Raw genomic sequence first — 17,278 nt, forward strand, 5'->3', positions numbered from 1 at the left:
GCACCCTAACCGGTCCCCCGCGCCGGCCCCGGGCCCGGGAACGACGGCGGGGGCGCCCGAGGGCGCCCCCGCTGACGGAGTGCGTTGTGCCGGGTCCGTTACTCGGCCTTGCCCGCGGCCGACTCCTCGACCTCGGGGGTGTCCGGGACGGCGGCCGGCTTGGGCACACCCTTGAAGGTGAGCTTGGCGTCGGTGCCCTCCCCCTCGGCGTCGATCACGACGATCTGGCCCGCCTTGAGGTCGCCGAACAGGATCTTCTCCGAGAGCTGGTCCTCGATCTCCCGCTGGATCGTCCGGCGCAGCGGCCGGGCGCCCAGGACCGGGTCGAAGCCCCGCTCCGACAGCAGCTTCTTGGCCGCGGGACGGAGCTCGATGCCCATGTCCCGCTCCTTGAGGCGGTTGTCGAGGCTGGAGATCATCAGATCCACGATCTGGAAGATCTCGCTCTCGGTCAGCTGGTGGAAGACGATGATGTCGTCCACACGGTTGAGGAACTCCGGCCGGAAGTTCTGCTTGAGCTCCTCGCCGACCTTGGCCTTCATCCGCTCGTAGTTGGTCTGGGCGTCGTCCTCCTTGGCGAAGCCCATGGCCACGCCCTTGGAGATGTCCCGGGTGCCCAGGTTGGTCGTCATGATGATGACCGTGTTCTTGAAGTCGACGTTGCGACCCTGGGCGTCGGTGAGACGGCCCTCCTCCAGCACCTGGAGGAGCGAGTTGAAGATGTCGTTGTGGGCCTTCTCGATCTCGTCGAACAGGACCACGGAGAACGGCTTGCGGCGCACCTTCTCGGTGAGCTGGCCGCCCTCCTCGTAGCCGACGTACCCGGGCGGGGAGCCGAACAGCCGCGAGACCGTGTGCTTCTCCATGAACTCGGACATGTCCAGCTGGATCAGCGCGTCCTCGTCCCCGAACAGGAACTCGGCCAGGGTCTTGGACAGCTCGGTCTTACCGACACCGGACGGGCCGGCGAAGATGAACGAACCGCCGGGGCGCTTGGGGTCCTTCAGACCCGCACGCGTGCGCCGGATCGCCTGGGAGAGCGCCTTGATGGCGTCCTCCTGGCCGATGACGCGGCGGTGCAGCTCGTCCTCCATGCGCAGCAGCCGGGAGCTCTCCTCCTCGGTGAGCTTGAAGACCGGGATGCCGGTGGAGGCGGCCAGGACCTCGGCGATGAGCTCCTCGTCGACCTCGGCCACGACGTCCATGTCGCCGGCCTTCCACTCCTTCTCCCGCTGCGCCTTCTTGGCCAGCAGCTGCTTCTCGTCGTCGCGCAGCGAGGCGGCCTTCTCGAAGTCCTGCGCGTCGATCGCGGACTCCTTGTCCCGGCGGACGCCGGCGATCTTCTCGTCGAACTCGCGCAGGTCCGGCGGCGCGGTCATGCGGCGGATGCGCATGCGCGAGCCGGCCTCGTCGATGAGGTCGATCGCCTTGTCCGGCAGGAACCGGTCGCTGATGTAGCGGTCGGCGAGGTTGGCCGCGGCCACCAGGGCGCTGTCGGTGATGGAGACCCGGTGGTGGGCCTCGTACCGGTCGCGCAGGCCCTTGAGGATCTCGATGGCGTGCGTGATGGTCGGCTCGTCCACCTGGATGGGCTGGAAGCGGCGCTCGAGCGCGGCGTCCTTCTCCAGGTACTTGCGGTACTCGTCCAGCGTGGTCGCGCCGATTGTCTGCAGCTCGCCGCGGGCCAGCATGGGCTTGAGGATGGAGGCGGCGTCTATGGCGCCCTCCGCCGCGCCCGCGCCGACCAGCGTGTGCAGCTCGTCGATGAACAGGATGATGTCGCCGCGGGTGCGGATCTCCTTGAGCACCTTCTTGAGGCGCTCCTCGAAGTCGCCCCGGTAGCGGCTGCCCGCGACCAGCGCGCCCAGGTCCAGCGTGTAGAGCTGCTTGTCCTTGAGCGTCTCGGGGATCTCCCCCTTGACGATCTTCTGGGCCAGGCCCTCGACGACCGCCGTCTTGCCGACGCCGGGCTCACCGATGAGGACCGGGTTGTTCTTGGTCCTGCGGGACAGGACCTGCATGACCCGCTCGATCTCCTTGTCCCGGCCGATGACCGGGTCGAGCTTGCTCTCCCGGGCGGCCTGGGTCAGGTTGCGGCCGAACTGGTCGAGCACCAGGGAGGTGGAGGGGGTGGACTCCGAGGAGCCCGTGGTCGCCTGCGGCTCCTTGCCCTGGTAGCCGTGGAGCAGCTGGATGACCTGCTGGCGGACCCGGTTGAGGTCGGCGCCGAGCTTGACGAGGACCTGGGCGGCGACGCCCTCGCCCTCACGGATGAGGCCGAGCAGGATGTGCTCGGTCCCGATGTAGTTGTGGCCGAGCTGGAGCGCCTCCCGCAGGGACAGCTCCAGGACCTTCTTGGCCCGCGGCGTGAAGGGGATGTGCCCCGACGGCGCCTGCTGGCCCTGGCCGATGATCTCCTCGACCTGCTGCCGAACCGCTTCGAGGCTGATACCGAGACTTTCCAGAGCCTTGGCGGCGACGCCCTCACCCTCGTGGATGAGGCCGAGCAGGATGTGCTCCGTACCGATGTAGTTGTGGTTGAGCATCCTGGCCTCTTCCTGGGCCAGAACAACCACTCGCCTCGCGCGGTCGGTAAACCTCTCGAACATGTCTCGTCGCTCCTCTACAGAGCGGTCAGGCAGGGTCGGTTCCCACCGACCCGACTCTTCCGCATATCGGCCCCACAGGGATAACCGCCCCGGGGAGCACTGTCGCACCCGTCCGAACCGTTCGACCGGCTGCCGAGCGGACGGACATCTCCGCCACGATCCGGCCGAAGCCGTCCGTGCCAGAGACTTTCCCCGACGATAGGGCGTTCACCCAACATCCAACTACCGATTGCGGCGTCAGATTTCCCTGTACGCCGAAGGCGAACGACCCGGTACTCCCGTGATGCCGGGAGTGACCGGGTCGTTGCTTGTACTGGCCGTAATAATCGGCTCTCAGCGAACAGGCTCCGTGTTGTTCAGCCGGAAGCGAAATTGCGGGAAAGCGATCGGCGATCCCGGTCCGGTGGTCTCTGCAGAGGCACCGGGATCGGTCCGAAGTGGTCCTGCGGGTGATCCGGACCCACCGCCGTCCCGTCCTCCGGCTCGCCCCCGTGGGCGGCGGGCCGTGACGCGTCGGCGCCGATCGAGCGGCGCGGGCGTGCCGCGCCGGGGCGTTCGCCCCGTGGACCGGTGTCCCCTTCGCCCGGATCCCCGCAGCAGCGGGGATCCACGTGTCACCGCGGCCGCGGCCGCGTCGGGCGGGTTCGGAGGACCTCGGCCCCCTCCGGGCGGCGCCGGTCGGAATCAGATCAAGAACCGACAACATTTCGGCGTACCCGGGGTCGGGCGGACTAGCCCTTGATGGCCTCGTATTCGGCGACGATCGCGGCGGGGATACGCCCGCGCTCATTGACGGGCTTGCCCGCGGCCTTCGCCCAGGCGCGAATCTCCGCGCTGCGCTCACGGCTGGGGGCATTCCGGCTGGCGGCACGGCGACCGGTCGAGCGGCCCGCCTTCGGCGAAGCCTTGCGAGACGCCTCGACGAACGGAGTAAGGGCCTCACGCAGCTTGGCGGCATTACTCGCACTGAGGTCGATTTCGTACACGGAGCCGTCCAGACCGAACGTGACCGTCTCCTCGGCCTCGCCACCGTCGAGGTCGTCGACCAGGAAAACCTGGACCTTCTGTGCCATGGAATCAAACCTTTCAGAAGAGCGGTGTCTCCGCACCTGAATATAAAGCTATCCCGCAGCCCGCGGGAACACAATTGGCGACGTGCCGGAAATCACCCGGCGGCACCGCCGTCCGGCCATGGGAGGGATCGGCCGGGGAGTGGGCGGCGGGACGCGTGTTCATCACGAAACACCGTCGGAACCGGCCCGTGGCGGCCGGTCGGGGGATGTGATCGGTCAAGGACCGTATCAACGGTCGCCGGATTCTTCGCCTTCCGCGCTCCGGACATTCGCCGTCCCGTTCGCCGCGCCGGTCTCCCCGGCCGCCCGGGTGTTCTCGCCGACGGCTCCGGAGGTCACGGGCGCACCCTTGCCGACCAGGCTTCCGTCCATCCTGCGCGGCGCCATCTCACGGCGCAGCACCTTCAGGATGAAGTAGCAGAACACGAAGGCGACGACCACCGGAGGGATGAGCGCCGACAATACGTCGAGCAGTCCGGGGGGAAGCACCGACGACAAAAAGTCACCCATCGAACCGGTCCACCCTTCCTGGTTGTTACTTATTGCAGCAAATACCCGACTCAGTGTCGGGACACTCCTGGGGGGATGGCGCCCGGCGGGGCGGGCAATCGCATACCGGACATCATAGACACCGTATCCCCTGCTTTGACCGGGGCGGTACCGGGCCCCGGTACGGCAAACCGGAGGGCGTCAATGCGGAGTGCGCTTCGGTGCGCCGGCGCACCGGGGGTCGAAGGGGCCGGGCGGGTCACCGGAAGCGGAGAAATCACGACCCTTCGTCACCGGACTCCGCCGAACTCGCCGCCGAACTCGCTTCCGGCGGCGGACCGGGCGCAGGTACACATTACCTTCCCCCTTCCACTTCCATACCACCCGGTGTGCCCAATCGCGGGTTCGAGGGTCGGTAGCCGGTTCGGGACCGTGGTCCGTTTGCCTCCGGCATTGCCGGAACGCGGTCCCAAGAGAGTACGAAAACCTTTAGCCACCGGTGTTCTCGACTCCGGGGCCGAGGTGGACCAGCATCCGGGTGTTCCCGAGGGTGTTGGGTTTGACGCGCTCCAGATCGAGGAATTCGGCGACACCTTCGTCATAGGAGCGCAGGAGTTCCTCGTACACCCGGGAGGAGACCGGGGTCCCCTGGATCGGGGCGAAGCCGTGGCGCGCGAAGAAAGCGGTCTCGAACGTCAGGCAGAACACACGGCGCACGCCCAACGCGCGCGCGGTGTCCAAAAGGGCGGAGACGATCCGGTGGCCGATGCCGAAACCGCGCAGGGACGGGTCCACCGCGACGGTGCGCACCTCGGCCAGGTCCTCCCAGAGGACGTGCAGGGCACCGCAGCCCACCACCCGGAACTCCGCCTCCCCGGCCGGGGACCCTCCCCCGGCGTCGTCGGGGGCGATCTCGGCCTCGGCGACCCAGAACTCCTGGACGTCCTCGTAGAGGTTGACCGTGCTCTTGGAGAGCACGCGCCGATCAGCGGTGTAGGTGTCGACGAGGCGGCGGATGTGCGCGACATCGCCGGTGCGGGCGCGCCGCACCTGTACATGACGAACGGGCATAACCGGTCCAGACTATGCCCCTGGGGTCCCGCGCGGATCACCGGCTCGCTCGCGGCCGGTGAACGCGGGCCCCCGAGGACATCGGGCCGGCATGCCCGTGGTCGGTCCCCGGCCGCGCCGGGGAGGAGGGTGCGTTCGTCCGTCAGATCAGCTGGCGCCGGGCGGCCCAGACGACCGCCTCGATCGGGGTGTTGACCCCGAGCACGTCGCAGATGTTGCGAATGCGCCGGCGCAGCGTACGGGCGCTGAGCTCCAGGTGCCGGGCGGCGACCTCGGTGGTGACACCGGTCGCGATCTCGGCGAGGAGCTCGATCTCTTCGTGACTCAGTTCGACCGGCGCGTACGGACCGACGCCGACTTCGCGCGGGCGGCTCTGCAGGGGGACCACGTTCTCACGGTGCTCCCGTGCCTGCGGCACGCCCTGGTCCTCAACGGTACGTCGTACGAGTGTGGCCTGTTCCACTCCGTCCTCCCTCATCCATGTGAGTGCGGAACATCGACTCGTCACCTGGTGAGATGCGAGTGCGTCGGGAGGGGTTCCGACGCACGGCCCCGTGGTGCGAACTCCTCACGGCCGACCCTCTGGCACAGGGACGGGGGAGACGTTCGGGCACGGGTCGCACGACCCTTGGAGCGTTGCGGCCTGGGACGGACAGACCGCACCGGTGGGTGCTTGCGAGTGCGCGAGGGGGGACCGGGGCTCCCGGCGCTCCTGACACACTCCGCGTTACTCGATCCACTTCGGCGAACACGCGGGACTCGGCCCGCTCTCAGCACGCTAGGCGGAGGAGCAGATACCGTCAAGGCCAGATAAATCACCCTGAGTGACAAGTCCGGAGCAATACGTCGCACCGTCACGGAAAGGGAAATTCTTTTTCCGCACTGACCTGCGGAAACGGTCACCGTCCGTACAGGCCCGGGCGACGGCCCCCGACAGGGGAAAATCTTCGCCGCGCCGACGCCCTCCGCGGGCCCGCCGCCGGGGCCCCGCCGTCCGCCTCCGGCCCCCGGGTTCGCCACCTGCGCCGGGAACGGCGGCGGGGTGGTGGCGCGGTGCCCGGGCACCGCGCCACCACCCCCGCTTTCGGACATCCGCCTACCGGGATAAGGGCCCGGCAAATGGGACGCCAAGGAAATCAGGCGTCGTTCCCCTCGGGCTTCACGATGGGGAAAAGGACAGTTTCCCGAATGTTCTTGCCGGTGAAGGCCATCAGGAGCCGGTCGATGCCCACGCCCACGCCGCCGGTCGGCGGCATGCCGTACTCCAGGGCCCGCAGGAAGTCCTCGTCGAGCTGCATCGCCTCCGGGTCGCCGTCGGCGGCCATCAGCGACTGCTCCGTGAGGCGGCGGCGCTGCTCGACCGGGTCGACCAGCTCCGAGTAGCCCGTGCCCAGCTCCATGCCGAAGCCGATGAGGTCCCACTTCTCGGTGAGCAGCGGGTCCTCGCGGTGCTGGCGGGTGAGCGGGCTCGTCTCCAGCGGGAAGTCTCGCACGAACGTGGGCTGGACGAGCGTGTGCTCCACCAGCTCCTCGAAGACGTGCTCGACCAGCTTGCCCTGGCCCCAGGCCGGGTCGTACTCCACGCCCCTGGCCTCGGCCAGGCGGCGGACCTCCTCGACCGGGGTGCGCGGGTCGACCTCGGCGCCCAGCGCCCCGGAGACCGCTCCGTACAGGGTGACCTGCGGCCACTCCCCGCCCAGGTCGTACTCCACCCCGTCGCGCTCGACCACCGTGGTGCCGAACGCGGCGCGGGCCGCGTCCTGGATCAGGGAGCGGGTGACGTCCGCCATGACGTTGTAGTCGGCGTACGCCTGGTAGAACTCCAGCATCGTGAACTCGGGGTTGTGCGTGGAGTCCGCGCCCTCGTTCCGGAAGTTCCGGTTGATCTCGAAGACCTTCTCCAGGCCGCCCACGACCAGCCGCTTCAGCGACAGCTCCGGGGCGATCCGCAGGTAGAGGTCCAGGTCGTAGGCGTTGATGTGGGTGGTGAAGGGCCGCGCCGTGGCACCGCCGTGCACCCGCATCAGCATCGGGGTCTCGACCTCGATGTAGTCGCGCGCGGTGAGCCCGTCCCGGATCGCGCGGATGGCGGCCGAGCGGCGGCGCACCATCTCGCGGGACTCGGGGTTGACGATGAGGTCGACGTAGCGCTGCCGGACCCGGGCCTCGGGGTCGGTGAGGCCCTTGTGCTTCTCCGGGAGCGGGCGCAGGCACTTGGCCGTGAGCGTCCAGCTGCGCACCATGATCGACAGCTCGCCGCGGCGGGAGGTGATGACCTCGCCCTCCACGCCCACGTGGTCGCCCAGGTCGACGTCGGCCTTCCAGGCGTCCAGGCGCTCCTGGCCGACCTGGTCCAGCGACAGCATGATCTGGAGGTCGCCGGTCTCGTCGCGCAGGGTGGCGAAGCACAGCTTGCCGCCGGTGCGGTACAGCATCACGCGGCCCGCGATGGCGACGTCCACCCCGGTGCGGGTGTCCGGCGGCAGGTCGGCGTGTTTGTCACGCACGGCGCCGATCGACGTGGAGCGCTCGAAGAGCACGGGGAAGGGGTCGATCCCCTCCGCGCGCAGGCGGTCCAGTTTCTGGCGCCGAACTCTCATCTGTTCGGGCAGGTCGTCGTAGGTGTCGTCGTGCGTGTGGTTCACAGAGGCGATCCTACCGGCGCGGAAGGTCTGGACCGGCCTTCCCGCAGGGTGCCGGAAGCGGCCACAGGGATGAAATCAGTCCCTTCGGTCACTACGATCACACTGCCGTGACCAGCCGACCGGCAGGCACTTCTCGAGAGATGGAAGATATCCGTGGCCGTTGAAGGAAGCACGAAGGCCGTCGTCACGGCCCTCGTGGCGAACATGGGGATCGCCGCGACGAAGTTCGGCGCCTACCTCCTGACCGGGTCGGCGGCGATGCTCGCCGAGTCCATCCACTCGGTCGCGGACTCCAGCAACCAGGGGCTGCTGCTCCTGGGCGGCAAGCGCGCCCGGCGCGCCGCCACCAAGGAGCACCCGTTCGGCTACGGGCGCGAGCGCTACATCTACTCCTTCATCGTGGCGATCGTCCTGTTCAGCGTGGGCGGCCTGTACGCGCTCTACGAGGCCTGGCACAAGATCTCCCACCCCGAGCCGATCACCCGGTGGCAGTGGGTGCCGATCGTCGTGCTGGTGGTGGCGCTCATCCTGGAGTCCTTCGCCATGCGCACGGCCATCAAGGAGTCGAACGCGGTGCGCGGCAAGGCGACCTGGGTGCAGTTCGTGCGCCGGGCCAAGTCGCCGGAGCTGCCGGTCATCCTCCTGGAGGACGCCGGCGCCCTGCTCGGCCTGGTGTTCGCGCTGATCGGCGTGAGTCTGACCCTGGTCACCGGCAACGGCATCTGGGACGGCCTGGGCACCGCGGCCATCGGCATCCTGCTGGTGGCGATCGCCATCGTGCTGGCCGTCGAGATGAAGAGCCTGCTCATCGGCGAGTCCGCCACCGACGAGCACGTGCGCGAGATCGAGAGGGCGATCACCTCCGTGGAGGACGTCGACCGCCTCATCCACATGAAGACGCAGCACGTCGGCCCGGAGGAGCTGCTGGTGGCGGCCAAGGTCGCGGTGGACGCCCAGGACGACGCCGCGCGGATCGCACGGGCGATCAACGAGGCGGAGGCGCGCATCCGCGCGGCCGTGCCGATCGCCCGGATGATCTACATCGAGCCGGACCTGGACCGCGCCGCGGCGGCGGGGGCCTCCGCGGAGGACGCCGACCGCGTGTGACACCGGCCTGCGGCCGGCGGCGGCGCCCGGAGAGCGCCGCCGTCGGCCGCCCGCCTTTTCCGGGCCCGCGGCTCCGACCGCCCGGCCGGCTCCTCAGCCCGTGTTGCGCTCGAACACCAGGCGCAGGCCGATGAGGGTCAGCCAGGGCTCGTGGACGTCGACCGTCTCGCACTCCCCCACCACCGTCGAGGCCAGGCCCCCGGTGGCCACGACCGTGACGTCGTCGGGGTTGTCGGTGAGCTCGGCGACCATCCGGTCGACGATCCCGTCCACCTGGCCCGCGAACCCGAAGACGATGCCCGAGCGCAGCGCCTCCGTGGTGTTCTTGGCGATCGCGGCGCGGGGCCGCACGATCTCCACCATGTGCAGCTGGGCGCCGCGCCGGGACAGGGCGTCCACCGAGATGTCGATGCCCGGGGCGATGGCGCCGCCCACGTACTCGCCCTTGGTGCTGACCGCGTCGAACGTCGTGGCGGTGCCGAAGTCGACCACCACGGCCGGGCCGCCGTAGAGGTGGTCGGCGGCCAGCGCGTTGATGATGCGGTCGCTGCCGACCTCCTTGGGGTTGTCCATCCGGATCGGCACGCCCGTCTTGACGCCCGGCTCGACGATCACCGCGGCGACGCCGTCGAAGTGGCGGCGGAACATGTCGCGCATCTCGTGCTGCACCGAGGGGACCGAGCAGCACAGGGCCAGCCCGTCGATGTCGTCCACCCCGCCGTGTGCGCTCCCCTCCAGGAGCCCGCGCAGCACCACCGACCACTCGTCGGCGGTGCGCCGGGTGTCGGTCCCCACTCTCCAGTGTTCGAGCAGGTCCTCCCCCTCGAAGAGACCGAAGACCGTCTCGGAGTTACCGACGTCGATCGCCAGCAGCATGGACCCTCATCCTGGTCGAAGTGTCTTTTCTGGGAATCCTCTCCCAATCCCGGCCTTCACGGGAAGTCGGACGGCGGATCCGTTCACAGCAGATCGAGGGCGATGTCCAGGGCGGGGCTGGAGTGGGTGAGGGCGCCGACGGCGAGGAGGTCCACCCCCGTCCCGGCGACGTCGGCGGCGACGTCCAGGGTCAGGCCGCCCGAGGACTCCAGGCGGGCGCGCCCGGCCACCAGGGCGACGGCCTCGGCGAGCTCGGGGACGGTGAAGTTGTCGAGCAGGATCTCCTCGGCGCCCTCCGCCAGGGCCTCCTCGATCTGGTCGATCCGGTCGACCTCGACCTCCAGGGGGATCCCCGGGAAGCGCTCGCGCACGGCGCGGACGGCGGCGCCCACACCGCCCGCGGCGACCACGTGGTTGTCCTTGATGAGCCCGGCGTCGCTGAGGCAGTAGCGGTGGTTGACCCCGCCGCCGCAGCGCACGGCGTACTTCTCCAGGGCGCGCAGCCCGCCGTGGGTCTTGCGGCTGTCGCGGACGCGGGCGCCGGTCCCGGCGACGGCGTCCACCCAGGCGCGGGTGGCGGTGGCGATCCCGGACAGGTGGGTGAGCAGGTTGAGAGCGGTGCGCTCGGCGGTGAGCAGGTCGCGGGTGCGGGCGGTGACGGCCATGAGGATGTCGCCCCGCTTGACGGAGTCGCCGTCGGACGCCTGCCGGGTGACCTCCAGGGCGCCGTCGGAGACCAGCCAGAACACCAGCTCCGCCAGCGGCAGGCCGCAGACGGTCCCGTCGGCGCGGGCCACCACGTGGGCGGTGCGGACCTGGTCGGCGGGGATGGTGGCGACGGAGGTGACGTCGACCCCGGCCCCGCCGGTGAGGTCCTCGGCCAGGGCCCGGCGGACCAGGTCCACGTGCGCCTGGTGGGGCGCGGTCCAGGGGAGCGTGAACTCGGCGCGGGCGTCCGGCCCGGGGGCGTCCCCGGCGAGGGGGAACGCGATGGCGTCGAGCTCGGCGGTGAGCCCGGGCGGCAGCGAGGGGGTCCAGGGTTCGTCGGTGGCCACGGGTGTGTCCCCTTCCAGTCGGACGATCACCGGGCGGACCCGCCACTGCGGGCGGGGGCCGGCGTGGTCGGCGCGTTGATGGGAGCCGCGGCTCTCGGTGCGGTGGGCCGCGGCGGCGGCCACGAGGCGGGCCACCGTGAGCAGGTCGGCGGCCTCCCAGGAGGCCGTGTCGGGGGTGACCGGGGCGGCGGAGCCCGTGAGGGCGTCCAGCTCGGCGACCAGCGTCGCCAGGCCCTCGCCGGTGCGCAGCACCCCGGCGTGGCGCGACATCAGGGAGCGGATCCGGGCGACGACGGCCGGGTCGGGCAGGGCGGTCACCCGCGGGGCGGAAACGCCCCCGGTCGGCAGCGGTCCGCGCTCGGCGGCCAGCCGGGCGGCGATGCGCTCGGCGAACACCAGGCCCTCCAGCAGCGAGTTGGAGGCGAGCCGGTTGGCGCCGTGGACGCCGGTGCGGGCGACCTCGCCCACCGCCCACAGGCCGGGGACCCCGGTGCGGCCGTCGATGTCCACCTCCACGCCGCCGGAGGCGTAGTGGGCGGCCGGGGCGACGGGGATCGGCTCGGCCAGCGGGTCGATGCCGTTCTCACGGCAGGACGCCAGGATGGTCGGGAAGCGGCTCTCCCAGACGGCCGCGCCGAAGTGGCGGGTCTCCAGGTACACGTGGTCGACGCCCTGCTCCGCCATCGTCCTGGCGATGGTGCGGGCGACCACGTCCCGGGGGGCCAGGTCGGCGAGCTCGTGGACGCCCTCCATGATCCGGTTCCCCTCCGCGTCCACCAGGTAGGCGCCCTCACCGCGCAGCGCCTCCGAGACCAGGGGCTGGCGGCCGCGGGCCTGGGCGCCGAGCCAGAGCACCGTCGGGTGGAACTGGATGAACTCCAGGTCGCGCAGGCGGGCCCCGGCCCGGGCGGCCAGGGCGAGCCCGTCGCCGGTGGAGACCGGCGGGTTGGTGGTGGCGGCGAAGATCTGGCCGAGCCCGCCGGTGGCCAGCACCACGGCCGGGGCGAGGGCGGCGCCGACCCCGTCGCGGCTGCCCTCCCCCATGACGTGCAGGGAGACGCCGCAGACCGCACCGGTGCCGGGATCGCGCAGGGCGTCCAGCGCCACCGCGTGCTCGATGATCTCGATGCGCTCCTCGGCCAGCACGGCCTCGACCAGGGCGCGCTGGATCTCCGCCCCGGTGGCGTCGCCCCCGGCGTGGGCGACCCGGTCGGCGCGGTGGCCGCCCTCCCGGGTCAGGGAGAGGCCGCCGTCGGCGTCGCGGTCGAACTCGGCTCCCAGGGCGATGAGGCGGCGCAGCGCCTCGGGACCCTCGGCGGCCAGGACGTGGACGGCGTAGGGGTCCGACAGCCCGGCCCCGGCCAGGTGGGTGTCGACCATGTGGGCGACCGGGTCGTCCCCGGGGGCCACGGCCGCGGCGATGCCGCCCTGGGCGTAGGCGGTGGAGCCGGTGGAGATCCGGTCCTTGGTCACGAGCACGACGCGCCCGGCCCCGGCGCGGCCCAGGTAGCCGAGCGCGGTGCTCAGGCCCGCGATGCCGGAGCCGACGATGACGACGTCGGCGGTGACGGTCCAGCCCGGCGCGGGTGCGTCGAGCCGGGTCGGGGTGGCTGTGCTCATGGGATCTTCTTCCGGGGAGGGCGCGGTGACGCGGGACCGGTGGTCTAGAAGCGGATCGACGTGTTGTCGATCAGGCGGGTGGTGCCGACCCGGGCGGCCAGCGCCAGCACCGCGTCACCGCGGTGGTCGTCGGCGACCTCGGCGAAGGTGGACGGGTCGATGAGGGCCAGGTAGTCGGGTTCGACCGGCGGCTCGCCCGCGGCCGCCTCCTCCAGCACCGCGGCCGCCGCGGCCCGGGCCGCGGCGGCCCCCCGCCCGGCGGCGCCGCGGGCCGCTTCCAGGGAGCGCGACAGCGCCAGGGCGGCGGTGCGCTCGGCGGCGGAGAGGTAGACGTTGCGGCTGGAGGAGGCCAGGCCGTCGGGGTCGCGCAGGATGGGCGCGCCCACGATCTCCACCGGGAAGTCGAGGTCGGCGACCATGCGGCGGATGAGCGCGATCTGCTGGGCGTCCTTCTCCCCGAAGACCGCCAGGTCGGGCCGGACCAGGTGGAACAGCTTGCCGACCACCGTGAGGACGCCGGTGAAGTGGCCGGGCCGGGAGGCACCCTCCAGCCGCTCCCCCATCGCCCCCGCCTCGATGGTGACCATGGGCCGGCCGGCCGGGTACATGGTCCCGGTCTCCGGGGCGAAGACCACGTCCACGCCCTCCTGGGCGCACCGGGCGGTGTCGCCCTCCAGGTCGCGCGGGTAGCGGTCGAAGTCCTCGTTCGGGCCGAACTGGAGGGGGTTGACGAAGATGCTCACGACCACGGTGTCGGCCCGCTCCCGGGCGATCCGCATGAGGCTCTGGTGCCCCCCGTGCAGGGCGCCCATGGTGGGCACGAGGGCGGTGCGCCCGGCGTCGGCCAGGGCGCGGCGCAGCTCGTGGGGCGTGCGCACGACGAGCGGGGCGGAGCGGTCGGTGGATGAGGTCATGCGGGTTCCCCTGGGGTGTCCGTGACGTGTCGGTGGTGGTCCGGGTGCCGCGGCGGCGGGCGGGACGGTCAGCGGCGCAGTACGTCGAGGAGCGGTTCGGCCGCCTCGGGCTTGAGCATCCCGGCGTTGATGGCCAGGTCGGCGGTGAGCCGGGCCAGCTCGATGTAGGCGGCGGCGCTCTCGGGCGCGTGGGCGCGCAGCTGCTCGATGTGTCCGGCGACGGTCCCGGCGTCGCCGCGCAGGACCGGGCCGCTGAGGCCGTGGATGCCCAGTCTCAGGGCGTTGTCCAGGGAGGCGCTGAGCAGGGGGGCGATCATCCGGCCGGGGTCGGGTACCCCGGCGGCGGACAGCAGCGAGGCACTGTCGGCGACGAGGGTGACCAGGTGGTTAGCGCCCCCGGCCAGGGCCGCGTGGTAGAGGGTGCGCTTGTCCTCGGCGATCCAGACGGGTTCGGCGCCCATCTCGACCACCAGTGCCTCGGCGATGGGCCGCAGCGGGTCGGGGGCGGTGATCCCGAACGCGCAGTCGGCCAGCCTCTCGAGGTCCTCGTCGCGGCCGGTGAAGGCCATGGCCGGGTGCAGGGCCAGCGGCAGGGCGCCGGCGGCGGTGGCCGGGGCCAGCACCCCGTACCCGTGGGCCCCGCTGGCGTGGGCGAGGAGCTTGCCGCGCAGGTCGACGCCGGTGGCGGCCAGCCCCTCGGCGAGTTCGGCCAGGGCGTCGTCGGGGACCGTGAGCAGGACGAGGTCGGCGGCCTCGACCACGCGCGCGGGCTCCATCAGCCGCGCGGTGGGCAGGCGCTCGGCGGCGCGGGCCTTGGAGGCCTCGGAGACGGCCGCGGCGGCGACGACCCGGTGCCCGGCCAGGCCCAGCGCCCGGCCCAGGACCGAGCCGACGCGGCCGGGACCGATGACGCCGATCCGCAGCCGGGCCGGACGCCCCTGCGTGGTCTCCATGCCTGTGCCCCCTCGTCGTGAGTGCGTCCGGCCCTCCCCGGCCGTGACGCCTGAGCACACGATAGTCCTCCCCGCCGCCCCCTCCCGCGCGCCGCCCCTGGTCGAGGGCGCTTCCCGGAGGACGCGCGAGGGGGCGGGCCCCGTCGGGCCCGCCCCCCGGTCCACCGCCGCGGCGCCCCGCGCTCGGGGCGGCCGGGTCAGTCCTGGATGATCACCCCGGAGTTGAAGCAGGAGGCCAGGGACTGGCCGAGGACGGCGTTGGAGTTGCCGCAGCCCTGGTTCACGTTCTCGATGCCGTTGATGTAGGCGATGTTGCCGCTGACGTTGGAGCCGTGGCCGGAGGTCCAGGCCCCGCTCTGCGCCGCCGCCGGTACCGCGGAGAGGAGGATCCCGGCGGAGGAGGCCAGGACCAGTGCACCGGTGGCGAGCGTCTTCTTCAGCACTACGCGTTCTCCTTGTCGTGTCCGGGTCGGGGGGACCGCCCGGGCTCGTCGCTGGCGCCGTGTCGGCACCGGTGCTGAAACTACCCGTGGACCCCGCGTTTTCGACCCCTCTGAACTGGGATCATCACGAAGAATTCCTTTTGAGTGACGTTGCGTGATGGCTTTTCGGGGCAAAGGGCGGCCAAGCGGCGGCCCGAAGAAGCACGAAGCGTCACCATCGGCGGTGATTCAGCACGACGCCAATGCGCTTTACAGCCGATGGCCTATCCGGAGCACGGATTCGTGCGCGGCACGGTCGGCCCCGGACGCGGAACACGACCGGCCCCGGACATGAAAAAGGAGCGCCGCTCCGTCGTCACGGAGCGGCGCCCGGGAAGTCCACTCGGCCCCGGATCCGCCGGGACGCCCCCGACGGGGACGTCTCCGGCCGGGACCCTCCCGGCCGTCAGGGCCGGAACGCGGTCGTCCTTAGTTCTTGACGGTGGCGCCGGAGTCCACGCAGTTGGCGCCGGCCACGCCGAGGATGGCGATCGCGTTGCCGCAGACGTTGATCGGAACGTCCAGGTCGGCCACCAGCTGGTTGCCGCCGAGGATGCTTCCGTTGCCGGAGGTGAAGACGTTGCTGTTGGCCATGGCCGGAGCGCCCGTGAACAGAACGCCCGCGGCGGCGGCGACGATGGCACTGGCGGCGAAAGCCTTCTTCAGCATGTGTTTCTCCCGTTCGGACCGAACGGCGGGGGCGCCGATCGGTCGATAACGTTGACCATGTGTACAACCGAGAACACTCAACGTGTTCGGTCACCATTTAGCCATACTCGGCGGCCGCCAGAGGCCAGAACACGCGAGCTTTTTGCAGCCTTGACCTGGAGGTATCACCCATCGTGAGCACCCATGTCGGACATGAGAGCCATTAGCGGCAGCAATTTGCGCCTTCGATGTGCCGCACGTCACATCACTCTCCCCCGGAGTCCTCCGCGCGTGTCATGGTCGCCCGCGTCGCCCAGCGCTCGGGGCCCGCCGCCGGGACCCGCGCCCGCCTCCCCAGGTCGACCATCTCGTCCAGCAGGCGGCGGGCCTCGGCCGCCTCCCTGTTCTGGGCCCGCGCCCGGACCGGTCCCGGCGGGACGCCCACGCCGAACGCCACCCGGCCGGTGAACCGGGACAGCGGGCCGGCGGTCAGCCGCAGGGACTGCACCCGCTCCATCGGCACGACCTCCGTCACCCGGCAGAACAGCCCCGAGACGGTCACGAACAGGTGCGCGTCCACGCCCACCAGGGACCGCGAGCCCTTCCGGCCCGGGACCAGCGGCACGTACGCCACCTCGCTCTCCGGGAACAGCTCGTTGACCAGCGCGTAGGCCCGCCGCCGGGGCGCCACCGGGAGCAGCGCCGCCGAGTCGGCCTGGCGGGCCCCCGCGTACCCGGCCACCGTCGCCTCGACGCGGGCCACTCCCAGCGCCCGCCACAGCAGCGGCTCCACCACCCGCACGGCCTGGACCCGGCCCGGGGGGACCGTCTGCATGCGCCGCTGGAACATCCCGTAGCGGAGCCGCAGCCCGTCGGAGGAGACCGAGGCGTAGTAGTCGGTGTAGCGGGCCAGCGGTCCCCAGAACGACCGGATCAGCCCCAGCGTGAGCGGCACCAGCGCCCCCAGCACCCCGGGCTCGCGGAACATCACTCCGGCGGTGACCGTCGCGGCCAGGCCCAGGGAGGCCAGCAGCACCGGGACCCGGAAGGTGAGCGCGCCCAGCAGGAGCAGGAACGGCAGCCGGTAGAAGGGCCACTCCGGCGCCTCCGGCGAGCGGCCGGACAGCCCGGCGGCGTGCGCCAGGACCGCGACGCGCATCTTCTCGGCGGTCCCGTGGCGCAGGTAGCGCAGGCGGACCGCGCTGTTGTCGCCGCCGGCCAGCTCGATGCGCAGTTCGGCCAGGCCGAACACCTGGCCCAGCAGCGGCCGGACCACGTCGACCGCCTGGAGCCTGCTCAGCGGGATCTCCCGGGAGCCGCGCATCACCAGTCCGCTGTGCACCACCAGGTGGTCCTCGCGCAGCCCGAAGCTGCCGTACCACCAGGAGGGCAGCGTGTAGGCGAGCGCGCCGAACAGGACCGCGATGGTCAGCATGACCACCCACGCGTACCCGAAGATCGTGAGGATGGGGCCGGCCAGCGCCACGAAGGCCAGGGTCACCGCGAGGACGCGGATCGGCACCATCGACCAGTGCGCCCGGTACACGCCCGTGGTGACGTCCTCCTCCCGGCGCCGGGGCGGGGCCGGGGGCTGGCGCTGCCACACCGTGGGCGGCAGCATCACCGGCGGCCCGTACCCCGGCGGCCCCGAGCCGGCCGGCCCGGGCCCCTGCGGCACCGGCCACTGCGACACGGGCCCCTGCGGCACGGGCGGGTGCGCGGGACGGGGCGGTCCG

Annotated in this window: 14 protein-coding genes; 1 reads left to right on the plus strand and 13 read right to left on the minus strand. The window is 71.6% G+C overall.

Annotation, left to right across the window (positions count from 1 at the left end):
* Positions 1 to 98 precede the first annotated feature (98 nt).
* The 6 genes from K1J57_RS06060 to lysX all read right to left on the minus strand — a co-directional run bounded on the left by K1J57_RS06060 (position 99) and on the right by lysX (position 7,887).
* On the minus strand, positions 99 to 2,609 hold the full coding sequence (locus K1J57_RS06060) for an ATP-dependent Clp protease ATP-binding subunit (protein ID WP_220563490.1): 2,511 nt from the start codon (positions 2,607 to 2,609) through the stop codon (positions 99 to 101).
* Positions 2,610 to 3,340: 731 nt separating this feature from the next.
* The gene (locus tag K1J57_RS06065; RefSeq protein WP_220563491.1) at positions 3,341 to 3,682 is read right to left on the minus strand and encodes an Lsr2 family protein; all 342 of its coding nucleotides are present in this window, start codon (positions 3,680 to 3,682) and stop codon (positions 3,341 to 3,343) included.
* Between the two features lie 228 nt (positions 3,683 to 3,910).
* On the minus strand, positions 3,911 to 4,192 hold the full coding sequence (locus K1J57_RS06070) for a hypothetical protein (protein ID WP_220563492.1): 282 nt from the start codon (positions 4,190 to 4,192) through the stop codon (positions 3,911 to 3,913).
* A gap of 468 nt (positions 4,193 to 4,660) precedes the next feature.
* Positions 4,661 to 5,242: an amino-acid N-acetyltransferase gene (locus tag K1J57_RS06075; RefSeq protein ID WP_220563493.1), complete on the minus strand. Its 582-nt coding sequence runs from the start codon at positions 5,240 to 5,242 to the stop codon at positions 4,661 to 4,663.
* Between the two features lie 142 nt (positions 5,243 to 5,384).
* Positions 5,385 to 5,705 (minus strand): LuxR C-terminal-related transcriptional regulator, encoded by a 321-nt coding sequence (locus K1J57_RS06080; RefSeq protein ID WP_220563494.1) that lies wholly within the window; start codon positions 5,703 to 5,705, stop codon positions 5,385 to 5,387.
* 673 nt (positions 5,706 to 6,378) lie between these two features.
* Positions 6,379 to 7,887, minus strand: a complete 1,509-nt coding sequence (gene lysX, locus K1J57_RS06085; RefSeq protein ID WP_220563495.1) for a bifunctional lysylphosphatidylglycerol synthetase/lysine--tRNA ligase LysX — start codon at positions 7,885 to 7,887, stop codon at positions 6,379 to 6,381.
* A 153-nt stretch (positions 7,888 to 8,040) separates the two neighbouring features.
* On the opposite strand from lysX, the gene K1J57_RS06090 reads away from it, so the two are divergent.
* Positions 8,041 to 8,994, plus strand: a complete 954-nt coding sequence (locus K1J57_RS06090) for a cation diffusion facilitator family transporter (protein ID WP_220563496.1) — start codon at positions 8,041 to 8,043, stop codon at positions 8,992 to 8,994.
* 93 nt (positions 8,995 to 9,087) lie between these two features.
* Here K1J57_RS06090 and K1J57_RS06095 read toward each other — a convergent pair whose 3' ends face one another.
* The 7 genes from K1J57_RS06095 to K1J57_RS06125 form a co-directional block, all read right to left on the minus strand.
* The gene (locus tag K1J57_RS06095; protein ID WP_220563497.1) at positions 9,088 to 9,870 is read right to left on the minus strand and encodes a type III pantothenate kinase; all 783 of its coding nucleotides are present in this window, start codon (positions 9,868 to 9,870) and stop codon (positions 9,088 to 9,090) included.
* Positions 9,871 to 9,953: 83 nt separating this feature from the next.
* The gene (locus K1J57_RS06100; protein WP_220563498.1) at positions 9,954 to 12,545 is read right to left on the minus strand and encodes an L-aspartate oxidase; all 2,592 of its coding nucleotides are present in this window, start codon (positions 12,543 to 12,545) and stop codon (positions 9,954 to 9,956) included.
* A gap of 44 nt (positions 12,546 to 12,589) precedes the next feature.
* On the minus strand, positions 12,590 to 13,459 hold the full coding sequence (gene panC / locus K1J57_RS06105) for a pantoate--beta-alanine ligase (protein WP_220563499.1): 870 nt from the start codon (positions 13,457 to 13,459) through the stop codon (positions 12,590 to 12,592).
* A gap of 68 nt (positions 13,460 to 13,527) precedes the next feature.
* Positions 13,528 to 14,412 carry a Rossmann-like and DUF2520 domain-containing protein gene (locus K1J57_RS06110; protein ID WP_220563500.1) on the minus strand — a complete coding sequence of 295 codons (885 nt, stop codon included), beginning with the start codon at positions 14,410 to 14,412 and terminating at the stop codon, positions 13,528 to 13,530.
* A 197-nt stretch (positions 14,413 to 14,609) separates the two neighbouring features.
* Positions 14,610 to 14,855 (minus strand): hypothetical protein, encoded by a 246-nt coding sequence (locus tag K1J57_RS06115; RefSeq protein ID WP_220563501.1) that lies wholly within the window; start codon positions 14,853 to 14,855, stop codon positions 14,610 to 14,612.
* A 468-nt stretch (positions 14,856 to 15,323) separates the two neighbouring features.
* Positions 15,324 to 15,563, minus strand: a complete 240-nt coding sequence (locus tag K1J57_RS06120; protein ID WP_073380878.1) for a chaplin family protein — start codon at positions 15,561 to 15,563, stop codon at positions 15,324 to 15,326.
* A gap of 244 nt (positions 15,564 to 15,807) precedes the next feature.
* Positions 15,808 to 17,163, minus strand: a complete 1,356-nt coding sequence (locus K1J57_RS06125) for a PH domain-containing protein (RefSeq protein WP_220565362.1) — start codon at positions 17,161 to 17,163, stop codon at positions 15,808 to 15,810.
* Positions 17,164 to 17,278: the final 115 nt, after the last annotated feature.

Origin of the sequence: Nocardiopsis sp. MT53, assembly GCF_019598965.1 — a bacterium.
Lineage (GTDB): Bacteria > Actinomycetota > Actinomycetes > Streptosporangiales > Streptosporangiaceae > Nocardiopsis > Nocardiopsis changdeensis.

Bases quoted from the DNA above. Each gene is read 5' to 3' on its own strand.
- K1J57_RS06065 (WP_220563491.1), bottom strand. From the start codon at position 3,682: ATGGCACAGAAGGTCCAGGTTTTCCTGGTCGACGACCTCGACGGTGGC.
- K1J57_RS06100 (WP_220563498.1), bottom strand. From the start codon at position 12,545: ATGAGCACAGCCACCCCGACCCGGCTCGACGCACCCGCGCCGGGCTGG.
- K1J57_RS06120 (WP_073380878.1), bottom strand. From the start codon at position 15,563: ATGCTGAAGAAGGCTTTCGCCGCCAGTGCCATCGTCGCCGCCGCCGCG.
- K1J57_RS06070 (WP_220563492.1), bottom strand. From the start codon at position 4,192: ATGGGTGACTTTTTGTCGTCGGTGCTTCCCCCCGGACTGCTCGACGTA.
- K1J57_RS06075 (WP_220563493.1), bottom strand. From the start codon at position 5,242: ATGCCCGTTCGTCATGTACAGGTGCGGCGCGCCCGCACCGGCGATGTC.
- K1J57_RS06110 (WP_220563500.1), bottom strand. From the start codon at position 14,412: ATGGAGACCACGCAGGGGCGTCCGGCCCGGCTGCGGATCGGCGTCATC.
- K1J57_RS06125 (WP_220565362.1), bottom strand. From the start codon at position 17,163: ATGCTGCCGCCCACGGTGTGGCAGCGCCAGCCCCCGGCCCCGCCCCGG.
- K1J57_RS06095 (WP_220563497.1), bottom strand. From the start codon at position 9,870: ATGCTGCTGGCGATCGACGTCGGTAACTCCGAGACGGTCTTCGGTCTC.
- K1J57_RS06060 (WP_220563490.1), bottom strand. From the start codon at position 2,609: ATGTTCGAGAGGTTTACCGACCGCGCGAGGCGAGTGGTTGTTCTGGCC.
- panC (WP_220563499.1), bottom strand. From the start codon at position 13,459: ATGACCTCATCCACCGACCGCTCCGCCCCGCTCGTCGTGCGCACGCCC.